Source organism: Arthrobacter sp. YAF34, from assembly GCF_052113245.1.
Taxonomy (GTDB): domain Bacteria; phylum Actinomycetota; class Actinomycetes; order Actinomycetales; family Micrococcaceae; genus Arthrobacter.
In genome coordinates, this window is sequence record NZ_JBFRCV010000008.1 from 65,311 (window position 1) to 76,799 (window position 11,489).

Here is an 11,489-nt window from a genome sequence, read left to right on the forward strand (position 1 = left end):
GGCCTGTGCGCGGGATCACGGCCGCCACGGCCAACCCCTGCTATCGCCTAAGCTGGGACAATGCGTATTCTCAGCGTCGTCGGCGCACGACCACAGTTTGTAAAGCTCGCACCGATCGCGTCAGCCATCGCCGGCCGGGCGGAGCACCTTATCGCCCACACCGGCCAGCACTATGACGAACTCATGAGTGACGTTTTCTTCCGCGACCTGGGTATCCCGGCGCCCGATTTCAACCTCGGTGTGGGGTCCGGCAAGCACGGCGCGCAAACTGGGGCCATGCTTGGAGGTCTCGAAGAGATTCTGGAGGAGGCCAAACCAGACTGCGTGCTGGTGTACGGCGACACGAACTCCACGTTGGCCGCGGCGATAGCCGCGGTCAAGATGCACATACCGCTGGCCCACCTTGAAGCGGGGCTGCGTTCCTTCAACCGGCGCATGCCTGAGGAACACAACCGCGTCCTGACAGACCACGCCGCGGACCTGCTGCTGGCCCCCACCCGCGTTGCTGTTGACCACTTGGCCAACGAGGGCCTCGCCGCGAAAACGGTCCTGGTCGGCGACGTCATGACCGACGTCCTCTACCAGGTTTGCGCCTTGCTCGAGAGCCGCAAGGAGCCCCTGCCCCTCGACGTGGTTCCGCAGGGGTACTACGTCAGCACCATCCACCGGCCGGACAATACGGACTCACCGGCCCGCCTCGGATCCATCCTTGCGTCCTTGGCCTCGCTGGACCGTCCTGTCCTCCTGCTGGCCCATCCGCGCCTGGTCAGTTTCGCCGAACGTCACGGACTCAAGCTCGAGCAGGGAAGCATCCGGGTATGCCCGCCGCTGGCCTATCCGCAGCTGGTCAACGCCGTGGTCAACAGCGCTGGCGTCATCACCGACTCGGGCGGCCTGCAGAAGGAAGCCTTCCTGCTGCGGGTGCCGTGCACGACGATCCGTCCTGAGACCGAGTGGGTTGAAACGCTCGAATCGCGGTGGAACGTCCTGGTGAGCGAGGACCTCTCCATCCTGGCCGATACAGTCAAGCGGCCCGCTCCCGAGCCCACGGACGCCGCCCCGTACGGCGACGGACATGCTGCCGAGAAGATCGTGGACGCGCTGCTGAGCTTCAACGCGGAGTCCGCCGGAAAGTAGCGGGCACACGCTTGTCAGGGGCGGCCAACGGGAGACATGAACTCCGTTGGCCGCCTCTGCTGCGTTCCGAGGTCTTTACCGGGACGTCTCCGCCACCGTGGCAACGACGGCCGCAGCGGCTTGTCCTGCTGCCGCGAGGGATGCATGGTCCGCCACCCACCGCGAGCGGAGCCCGCGGTCCGAGTCGTCGGATTCGAGTGCGGCGATCATCGCCGCCGCCACGGCGTCCGGGTCGTGGTCTACGGCGTCGCCGAGTGCGTTGTCAGCCACCACCGCTGCCCCCTCGCCCGCGCCCGCAAATATTACCCGGGTCCCGCACCCTGCGGCCGCATAGATTTTGGTCGGTTTGGCGAAGTCATAGCCTTGCCCCGGCTTGATGCTGACGAGTGCTGCCGCGGCTCCGCGCAGCCAGGCCGCAGCCTGCCGGGGCGGAACGACTCCGCCGAAAACCACGCTCCCGGGAGCTATCTCGGCCGCCAGGGACCGGAGGGTCTGCTCGTCCGTGCCTTGCCCGAAAAAGCGGATCTCCGCATCCGGATATTTGCGCTGCACGATCGGCAGGGCCCGAACAAAGACATCGGCCCCCTGCCATTCCGAAATGGTCCCGGTGTAGGCGAAATAAGGCCGCTCACTGCCCGCGGCCTCCCCGTCGGGGTTGAAGACCGAGGTGTCAACCCCGTTAGGCACCACCCGGAGGCGCTCCGCCGGCACCCCGAACTTCGCGACCTGCTCGGCGACGGCATCGGAGATGGCGATGACGCACGCGGCACGCCGCAGCACAAAGCCTTCGACGCGCCGCATGATGTCAATGACGACGCCGGGCACGTCGGTGGCGGACAGCGCTTCACTCCACACGTCCGCCGCGTAGTACACAAACGGCCGACGACGCAGCCGGCTGCTGAGGGCCACCATCAGCCCGGTGGTGGGCGGCGGCTCGGAGACGACAATATCCGCGCCCTGAACCAGGAGTCGGAAGAAGGCCGGTATGTCAAAGCTCAAGTACTGGAAATAGCCGCGGACGTTGCCGCCGCGGTCCCGCAACACGGGCCAGCGGCTGATTTTGAAGGGGACCCTGCCGGCCGACGCTCCGCCGGGGGCGCGGGTCGTCACGACCTGAACCTCGGCCCCCGCGGCAACCAGCCCATCTACCAGCGCCTGGAGACGAAAGGCAGCGGCCCCCACTTCGGGCGTGAAGAGCCGGGTGGCGACCGCGACCCTCAATCGCGGACGGACCGTCATGAGGCGTCGACTTTGACCATCTGCCCGCTGCGCGCGGACTCCAGTACTGCCTCGGCAACGACGAGCGTGTCGAGGCCTTCGCGCATGGTCACGACGTCGTTGCGCAGGCCCAGGACGGCGTCACGGAATGCCTCGTGCTCGGTGCGCAGCGGCTCGGGTTTGGCGATTGCGAGCCGTGTCATGTTGCCCTCGGAGACACCCCGGAACGCTGCCATGGAGTCCCACTCCGTGGCCACGGTGCCGTTTTCGAAGAACGTCAGGTCCGCCGTGACCGTGTCGGCCACGAAGGCGCCTTTTTCGCCGGTGACGATCGTGAGGCGCTCCTTCATCGGGGAGAGCCAGTTCACCAGGTGATTGGTGATGACACCGTTTTCCAGCTGCCCGGTCGCGGCCACCATGTCTTCATGCGGACGGCCGCTGCGCGTGGTGACATGGGCGAAGATCGACTCGAAGCGGCTTTGGGCCAGCCAGGCGGTCAGGTCGATATCGTGCGTGCCCAGGTCTTTCACCACCCCGACGTCGGCGATGCGCGACGGGAACGGACCCTGCCGGCGGGTGGCAATCTGGTAAACCTCGCCGAGTTCGCCCGCTTCAATCCTCTTCCGCAGGGACTGCAGCGCAGGGTTGAAACGCTCGATGTGACCCACGGCCCCGACGAGGTTCTTGGCCTCAAAAGCATCGACGAGGCGTTGGCCTGCGGCGGCGCTTGCGGCAATCGGCTTCTCGACGAGGGTGTGGACGCCGGCTTCGGCCAGTGCCAGCCCGACTTCCTCGTGCATCCCTGTGGGGACGGCGGCCACCGCCATGTCCAGGCCCTGGGCGATGAGCTCCTCCACCGAGGACAGCACCTGCAGTCCCCCGGCGACGCCGTGCGGATCGCCGTAGGCGTCCGCCACAGCCACCAGGTCGACGCCGGGCAGCTCCCGAAGGACCCGGGCATGGTGCCGGCCCATCATTCCCAGCCCGATCAGGCCTACGCGCAGATTTGCCATCTCAGGCACCGGCCTTGGACAGGGTGTTGACCGCGGTGACGATCCGCTCGAGGTCGTCCTGGCTCAGGGAGGGGTGCACCGGCAGCGAGAGAACTTCCTTGGCGGCCGTCTCCGTGTTGGGGAGGTCTTCCGTCCGGTTGAAGGACGGAAGCCGGTGGTTCGGGACCGGGTAGTACACGCCGGTTCCGATGTTGTACTCTTCCCGCAGCGCCTTGGCCAGCCCGTCGCGGTCCTCGGAAACCCGGATCGTGTACTGGTGGTAGACGTGGCCCGCCCCTGCCTTGACTGCGGGGGCCCCGACGTTTTCCAGGTTGGCGTCAAGGAAGGCCGCGTTCTGCTGCCGCTGCGCGGTCCAGCCGAGCACCTTGGTGAGCTGGACGCGGCCGATGGCGGCGTGCAGGTCAGTCATGCGGGCGTTGAAGCCGACGATTTCGTTCTCGTACTGCTTCTCCATGCCCTGGTTGCGCAGCAGCCGAAGCTTCTGCTCGACGGCGGCGTCCGACGTCGTGACCATGCCGCCCTCACCGGAGGTCATGTTCTTTGTCGGATACAGGCTGAACATGGCGAAGGTGCCGAAGCTGCCCACTTTTTTGCCGTTGAAGCTTGCGCCGTGCGCCTGGGCTGCGTCCTCGTAGAGGTCGATGCCCCGCTCCGCGGCAAGTTTGCCGAGGCCTTCGACGTCAAAGGGGTGCCCGTACAGGTGGACCGGCATGATGCCCTTGGTCTTCTCCGTGATCAGCGAGGCGACGTGGTCCGTGTCCAGCGTGTAGTGGTCCAGCTCGATGTCGGCGAAGACCGGGGTCGCGCCGGTCAGTGCCACCGCGTTGCCGGTGGCGGCAAAGGTGAAGGATGGCACGATCACTTCGTCGCCCGGGCCAACGCCGGCGGCGAGGAGACCGAGGTGGAGGCCGGAGGTGCCGGAGTTTACGGCGACGGCAGCGCGGCCGTCGACGAGCACCGAGGAGAATTCGGTTTCAAACTCCGCCACCTGCTTGCCTTGGGCCAGCATTCCGGAGGCGAGTACGGCATCTACGGCCGCACGCTCTTCATCGCCGATGATCGGCTTGGCTGCGGGGATAAAGTCCAGGCTCATGCGTTGTCCTCTGCCTCTTTCAGGAAATTTTCTTCTTCAACATATTTGGCGCCCGTCTCGGGGCACACCCAGAATCCGTCTGCCTCACGCAGCGGGAAACCGGCCTTGCCGACCCAGCCGAGCCGTTTGGCCGGGACCCCGGCCATCAAGGCGAAGGCGGGTACATCCTTCGTGACGACGGCACCAGCGGCGATGGTCGCCCAGCGTCCGATCGTCAGCGGCGCCACGCAGACGGCTCGGGCGCCGACGGAGGCGCCGTCCTCGATGGTGACGCCCACGGGGGTCCAGTCGTGCGCGCTCTTCAGCGATCCGTCAGGACTGACGGACCGGGGGTAGGTGTCGTTCGTGAGGACCACCGCGGGGCCGATGAAGACGCCCTTTCCCAGCTTGGCGGGCTCGTAGACCAGGGCGTAGTTCTGGATTTTGGTGTTGTCGCCGATGTGGACACCGGTGCCTACATAGGCACCGCGGCCGACGATGCAGTTTTCTCCCAGGGTGGCGTCCTCGCGCACCTGGGCCAGGTGCCAGATCTTGGTACCGGCGCCCAACACGGCGCGGTCCGAAACATCAGCGCTCGGGGCAATGTTGTTCATAATGGATCTCCTGTCAAAGGGAAGAAGGGATCGGCGGATCTACCGGGGTCAGGCCTTGCCGATGACGCGGTACTGGACGCCGTCCCAGGCCTCCGGGCTGCTCACCCTGCGGCCGTCGATGAAGACCCGGACGCCCGGGAGGTCCGCCGGTCCCAGCGTGCGGTACTCGGCGTGGTCTGCCTGGACCACGGCCGCGTCGGCCGGTTCCCCGAGGTGGTAGGGCTGGAAGCCCAGCTTCTGGAGTTCCTCGTCGGTGTACAGCGGGTCATGGACGAGGGCTGCGGCGCCGCGCAGTTCGAGGGCCTTGACGGCGTCGAAAACACCGGAAAACGCCGTTTCCTTGACGCCGCCGCGGTAGGCCGCGCCGAGTACTACCACGCGGGCGCCTGTCAGGTCGCCGTAGGCTCCCTCGAGCAGCCCGATGGTGTAGGCCGGCATGTCGGCGTTGGCCGCGCGGGCTGCGCGGACCACCGTGGCCTCGGGATCATTCCAGAGGTACAGCCGCGGATAGACGGGGATGCAGTGCCCGCCGACGGCGATTCCGGGTGTGTGGATGTGGCTGTAGGGCTGGGAGTTGGCAGCCTCGATGACCTGGTAGATGTCGATGCCGGCCGTGGCGGCATAGCGGGCAAACTGATTGGCGAGGCCAATGTTCACGTCGCGGTAGGTGGTTTCCGCCAGTTTCGCCATCTCCGACGCTTCGGCGGACCCCAGGTCCCAGACGCCATTCGGACGGGCCAGATCCGTCCGGTCGTCGAAGTCGAGCACGGCCTCGTAGAACTCGACGGCTTTGGCGGCCCCTTCTTCCGACAGGCCGCCCACCAGCTTGGGGTACTTGCGCAGGTCCTCGAACACCCGGCCGGTGAGCACCCGCTCCGGCGAGAACACGAGGTGGAAGTCCTGTCCCTCGACCAGGCCGGAGGCCGCTTCCAGGGCCGGCTTCCACCGGGTCCGGGTGGTGCCGACCGGAAGGGTGGTTTCGTAGGACACAAGGGTGCCAGGCGTCAGGTGCTTCGCCAGTTCGGCGGTCGCCGCGTCCATCCATCCGAAATCAGGGTTCGCGTCCGCGTCGACAAACAGCGGCACGACCAGAACCACAACGTCCGCCTCGGGGACCGCATCCGCGTAATCGGTGGTCGCCCTGAGCTTCCCTGCGGGCACCAGCTCGGAAAGTTGTTCCTGCAGCCGGGCTTCGCCGGGAAATGGTTCGATTCCGGCGTTGATGAGATCGACAACCTGCCGGTTAACGTCGACGCCGACGACCTCATGGCCCTTGGATGCAAACTGGACGGCCAAGGGCAGGCCGATCTTACCCAACGCAATTACAGCAATCTTCACGATTCTCGTGCCTTTTCTCTATATACCTAATGGCGGGGCCGAAGGACCAGTCTCCACACTAGCGGCTGCCGCCCCGCGACGGCGGCAGCGGGTCTGCCGACTAGTTGCGAAGCCGGCTTACCGCCTCGCTGATCGGCCCATCGAACAATACATTTCCGTGCTCAAGCAGGACACCGCGGGCACAGATCCGGGAAACCAGGTCCAGGTCGTGGCTGACGACGACGAGGGTCTTGCCCTTTTCTGCGAGTTCCTGGATCTTGGCTATGCACTTGCGCTGGAACGGTTCATCACCGACGGCGAGGATTTCATCGATCAGGAAGACCTCGGGGTCGGTGTGAACGGCCACGGAAAAGGCCAGGCGCAGGTACATGCCAGATGAATAGAACTTGACTTCCGTGTCGATGAATTCGCCGATCTCGGAGAATTCCACGATCGCGTCGAAGCGCTCATTGATCTGCTTCTCCGTCATCCCCAGGATCGCTCCATTGAGGTACACGTTGTCGCGGCCCGAGAGGTCAGGATGGAAACCCGCCCCGACCTCGATCAGGCCGGCCACGCGGCCGCGGGTGTAGACGCTGCCGGAATCCGGGAGCATGACGCCGGAGATGTGCTTCAACAGGGTGGACTTGCCGGAACCGTTCAGGCCCAGCAACGCCACGGTCTCCCCCGTTTCCACCATCAGGGAGACATCCTTGAGGGCATGGAACTTCTTGGAAAGATCACCCTTGCGGCCCTTCACGAGCCATACGACCGCTTCCTTGATGGAACGGGTGTGGCGGAGCACGAACTCCTTGCTGATATTGGAAACTTCGATCGCGTTTGCCATTTACAGCTCCTGAGCGAAGCGGCCCTCAAGCCGCCGGAAAGTTAGTTGCCCCAAGGCCAGGACCACCAGCGAAATGACGAGGCCGATCGGGAGCCACAGGCTGAACAGGTTCGGCGGCATCGCGGCGGAGCCGTCCGTTGTGGGGTACCAGAAGGCATAGTGGAACAACTCGACCCCCACCGTGATGGGGTTGGCCTGGTAGACGGCGAAGAAAACCGGGCCCAGCTTTGACTGCACCATGGTCCAGGAGTACATGACGGGCGACGCCCAGGTCGCCACCATCAGGAGCATGTCAACGAGGTTTTCCGAGTCACGGAAATACACGTTGGCGGCGCCGAACAGCAGGCCGAGCCCCGTTGCCAGGAAGCCCACAATGGCGAATCCGCCCACCGCCGCCAACAGCTGAAGCATGTCCGGGTGCCACCCCGCAAAGAGGCACCCGATCACGAGGACAACCAGCTGGGGGAAGAAATGCACAGCAGACACCCAGACCGACGCCACCGGAAACAGCTCGCGGGGCAGATAGATCTTCTTGATCAGGTTGCCGTTGTTCACGATCGATCGGGCGGAATTCCCGAGAGCTTCGGAGAAGAAGTTGATCAGCACGATTCCGGAGAAGAGATACACGGCATAGTTCGGTAGGCCGTCCGGGTTGCGCGCACTGCGTTCAAGGCCCAGGAAGACGCCCAAGGCCACGTAGAACACGAGAAACTGCACGGCGGGCTTCACATAGGACCAGAAGAGGCCCAGGACGGAGCCCCGGTAGCGGACTTTCAGTTCCTTGCGGACCAGCAGTTTCAGCAAAAAACTGGACTGCCGAAGATCCCGAAATCCACCGCCGAGACCCGGGCGGGTCAATTCCCCGGAAATCGTGGTTGTCACCCTATTTCACTTCGCTCTGAGAGTGCTCTTCAAAGGTCTTCTTCCATGCTTCCATGGAGGTGATCTCGGCGACGGCGCCGCGGTACTCCTGTTTGAGGTCCGGCCATTTGCGTAGCACTTCGCCGTACACCTTGATGCTTTCGGTGAGCAGGCTTCGAACCCGACGGGGATCGCGCTTGTACCAAGAGACCGCGGTGCCCTCAGCATTGGATACCAGCGCGCTGTCGAACTGGGAAACCCTCCACCACTTGTTGTCCTGATGCGCCACGATGGTCTCAGGGTGGGTCCTGCTGGTCTCGGAGACCGGGACGCCCACGTGGCGAACCACGGTCTTTGCCACCCACGGCAGCAGCTGCAGGTAGGACGGTACCGATACGCCCTTGCCGCGGCGGGGAACCTTGGTGGATTTCACCGACGGGTAGTCGTCAAAGCTGGGCTTGAACTGTGCTTCCGAGAATTCCTGGGCCATGGACCGGATCTCGGGGAGCTTGGTGGACAGGATCTTGTGCAGGTTGCCGGGGCCCTGCAGCAGGTCCTTCATGGCCTCAATCCGGCCCTGCAGCGTGTAGTACTGCATCGAAATGTTGTGCTTGAGGTCCAGCTTGATCGAGTTCTCCACGAGGCCGCCGCCGAAGTCATAGGGGCTGTGCAGCAAGGCGTAGATGAATCGGTTCCGGGTGTGGAAGTAGGCCTGCCAGCCGACCAGGTCGTCCTTGTCGATCCAGGACACATGCCAGACTGCCGAACCCGGCAGCGAAACGGTGTTGTAACCCGCGGCCTTCGCGCGCACGCCATACTCGGTGTCGTCCCACTTGATGAAGACGGGCAAGGACAGGCCAATCTCGCGGATTACCGCGGTGGGGATCAGACACATCCACCAGCCGTTGTAGTCGACGTCGACACGCCGGTGCATCCATGGCGTGTCCCTCAGGTTCCGCTGCGCGAAGTTGTGGCGCATTTCCTGGTTCGGGTTGGGTTCCGCCGGACCGATGAAATACGGGTTGACCACCTCGCCAAGGGTGTGCAGGACGTTACGGTCGTGAAGGTCAAACATGTGCCCGCCGACCAGGGTGGGCTTCTTGCAGTAATCCGCGAAGGTGCCCAGCCGAATGAGGCTCTCAGCCTCGATGACGATGTCGTCGTCAAGGAGGAGGACGTAGTCGCTGCCGTTTTGGACCGCTTCGTACATGCCGCGCGCGAAGCCGCCGGATCCGCCCAGGTTGTCCTGGTCGATGATGCGGAGCTTGCCGCCGAGCGCACTCTCGACCTCGGCGAAGCCCTCGGCTTCGGCCACCTTTTCGGTCCCCTGGTCAACGACGATAACTTCCTTGACGTACTCCAGCGCCTCAGGGTGCTGTCCGAGGATGCGGAGGTTATTGATGCAGTAGCCGGTCTTGTTCAGGGTCGTGATTTCGAGCGTGATCGAACCGGTCTGCCGCCGCTCGGCCTGGGTCTGCCATTCGGCTCCGACAAACTCCATTCCCTCGGTTCCGGCCGTGACGTCGAACCAGTACCAGCCGCCGTCGCCGAAGGGAGCCAGAGACAGAACGAATTCTGTCTGCGCTTCGCCAGCGACGCGGGTGGTCTCAACGTGCTGGAGCGACCCGCGGGCGTTGGAGCGATAGATGCTGACCGTACCGCGGCCGGAGGTCCGTACCCTGAGGCGGACCTCTTCCACGGTGGTCCAGCGCCGCCAATAGCTTGCTGCAAAAGCGTTGAAATAGGTAGCGAAGGAGATTCGCTCGCCGGCCCGCACGGAGGCACTGGTTCGCGACGTGATGTCATCCGCGTGCGCCATCCGGGTCGAATCGCGGAGCTGGGCCGGTGTCTCTGAACGGCCAAACCCTGAATTTTCCGCCGACACGTCGGTGGCACTGCTGACCACGCCGGAGTCCATGTACAGCGGGAGGGTCTCGAGCCCCCGCTCGCCCGGGAGGATCACACGCTGGATGGTCTGCCAGGCGGCTTCGTTCGCCGGCTCTGCCGTCACGGTCTGGTTGTCCTGTTGGTCAACGCTCATGCGTCCACCCCTCCGCTTTCAATCTTGGCGCCGCCCTCGAAATGCGGCCGGATCTTGTTCTCGAACATGGTCAGGGCCGAGCCGATGGCCATGTGCATGTCCAGGTACTTGTAAGTGCCGAGGCGCCCGCCGAAGAGGACGTCCTTCTCGGCGGCGGCGAGGTCCCGGTACTTGAGCAGTCGCTCGCGGTCCGCGGCGGTGTTGATCGGGTAGTAGGGCTCGTCGCCCTTCTCCGCCGCGCGGGAGAATTCGCGCATGATGACGGTCTTCTCCGTCTGGTAGTCACGTTCCGGGTGGAAGTGGCGCGGTTCGATGATGCGGGTGTATGCGACGTCTTCGTCGTTGTAGTTCACCACCGAGGTGCCCTGGAAGTCCCCGACGTCGAGCACCTCTTCTTCGAAGTCGATGGTGCGCCAGGACAGATCGCCTTCGGCGTAGTCGAAGTAGCGGTCAACCGGGCCGGTGTAGATGACAGGGATCTTGCCGACGACGTTGCCCTTGCTGTACTCGTGGGACTCATCGAAGAAGTCCGTGTTGAGCCGGACCTCGATGTTGGGGTGTTCGGCCATCTTTTCGATCCACGCCGTGTAGCCGTTGGTCGGCAGGCCCTCGTACTTGTCGTTGAAGTACCGGTTGTCGTAGTTGTAGCGCACCGGAAGACGGGAAATGATGCCCGCGGGCAGGTCCTTGGGATCCGTCTGCCACTGCTTGCCGGTGTAGTGCTTGATGAACGCCTCATAGAGGGGCCGGCCAATCAGCTGGATGCCCTTGTCGTTCAGATTCTGCGGATCGGTGCCCGCCAGTTCGCCGGCCTGTTCCTTGATCAGTTCCTGCGCCTGCCCGGGGGTCAGGTTGGCCCGGAAGAACTGGTTGATCGTGGCCAGGTTGATGGGCAGCGAGTAGACCTCGCCCTTGTGCACGCCGTAGACCTTGTGGACGTAGTTGGTGAACGTCGTGAAACGGTTCACGTACTCCCACACGCGGTCGTTGGACGTGTGGAACAGGTGGGCACCGTAGCGGTGCACCTCGATGCCGGTCCGCTCTTCCTTTTCGCTGTAGGCGTTGCCGCCAATGTGGTGCCGGCGGTCGATGACGACTACCTTCAAGCCCAGCTCAGTGGCGGCCTGTTCTGCGATTGTCAGGCCGAAAAAGCCCGACCCTACGATGACGAGGTCAGCGGTCACAAACTCTCCTGGTTCGAATGCGGGCAGCGCAATGTTGCGCATTGTCTGCTGGTCTAGCCTACCCGAGACCCAGCGGTGATCGGCGAATCGCGGACCGGCCCACGATCCGGGATCACGGCCAACGCCGGTCCTGGCGCCGCTCATTCCGGCGGTCCCATGCCCCTCCGAAGCGTTTTCCACATGGG

10 protein-coding genes are annotated in these 11,489 nt (G+C 64.3%); 1 reads left to right on the top strand and 9 read right to left on the bottom strand.

Annotation, left to right across the window (positions count from 1 at the left end; translation table 11 throughout):
* The first annotated feature begins 60 nt into the window (after positions 1–60).
* Complete coding sequence (gene wecB, locus AB4Y72_RS11420) at positions 61–1,137, top strand: non-hydrolyzing UDP-N-acetylglucosamine 2-epimerase (RefSeq protein WP_441426276.1); 1,077 nt, start codon at positions 61–63, stop codon at positions 1,135–1,137.
* A 75-nt stretch (positions 1,138–1,212) separates the two neighbouring features.
* Here the strand turns inward: wecB and AB4Y72_RS11425 are convergent, their stop codons facing one another.
* The 9 genes from AB4Y72_RS11425 to glf form a co-directional block, all read right to left on the bottom strand.
* The gene (locus AB4Y72_RS11425; protein WP_441426277.1) at positions 1,213–2,376 is read right to left on the bottom strand and encodes a glycosyltransferase family 4 protein; all 1,164 of its coding nucleotides are present in this window, start codon (positions 2,374–2,376) and stop codon (positions 1,213–1,215) included.
* Entirely contained in the window at positions 2,373–3,368 is a 996-nt protein-coding gene (locus AB4Y72_RS11430) for a Gfo/Idh/MocA family oxidoreductase (protein WP_441426278.1), read from the bottom strand. Before AB4Y72_RS11430 ends, AB4Y72_RS11425 begins: the two co-directional genes overlap by 4 nt.
* 1 nt (position 3,369) lies before the next feature.
* On the bottom strand, positions 3,370–4,461 hold the full coding sequence (locus AB4Y72_RS11435) for a DegT/DnrJ/EryC1/StrS family aminotransferase (protein WP_441426279.1): 1,092 nt from the start codon (positions 4,459–4,461) through the stop codon (positions 3,370–3,372).
* Positions 4,458–5,054 (bottom strand): acyltransferase, encoded by a 597-nt coding sequence (locus tag AB4Y72_RS11440; RefSeq protein WP_441426280.1) that lies wholly within the window; start codon positions 5,052–5,054, stop codon positions 4,458–4,460. The genes AB4Y72_RS11435 and AB4Y72_RS11440 overlap by 4 nt, the downstream gene beginning before the upstream one ends.
* A gap of 48 nt (positions 5,055–5,102) precedes the next feature.
* Positions 5,103–6,392 carry a nucleotide sugar dehydrogenase gene (locus AB4Y72_RS11445; protein WP_441426281.1) on the bottom strand — a complete coding sequence of 430 codons (1,290 nt, stop codon included), beginning with the start codon at positions 6,390–6,392 and terminating at the stop codon, positions 5,103–5,105.
* 100 nt (positions 6,393–6,492) lie between these two features.
* Complete coding sequence (locus AB4Y72_RS11450; RefSeq protein ID WP_441426282.1) at positions 6,493–7,218, bottom strand: ABC transporter ATP-binding protein; 726 nt, start codon at positions 7,216–7,218, stop codon at positions 6,493–6,495.
* Entirely contained in the window at positions 7,219–8,100 is an 882-nt protein-coding gene (locus AB4Y72_RS11455; protein ID WP_441426283.1) for an ABC transporter permease, read from the bottom strand.
* Between the two features lies 1 nt (position 8,101).
* Entirely contained in the window at positions 8,102–10,120 is a 2,019-nt protein-coding gene (locus tag AB4Y72_RS11460) for a glycosyltransferase (protein ID WP_441426284.1), read from the bottom strand.
* Positions 10,117–11,304, bottom strand: a complete 1,188-nt coding sequence (glf, locus tag AB4Y72_RS11465) for a UDP-galactopyranose mutase (RefSeq protein WP_441426285.1) — start codon at positions 11,302–11,304, stop codon at positions 10,117–10,119. The genes AB4Y72_RS11460 and glf overlap by 4 nt, the downstream gene beginning before the upstream one ends.
* Positions 11,305–11,489: the final 185 nt, after the last annotated feature.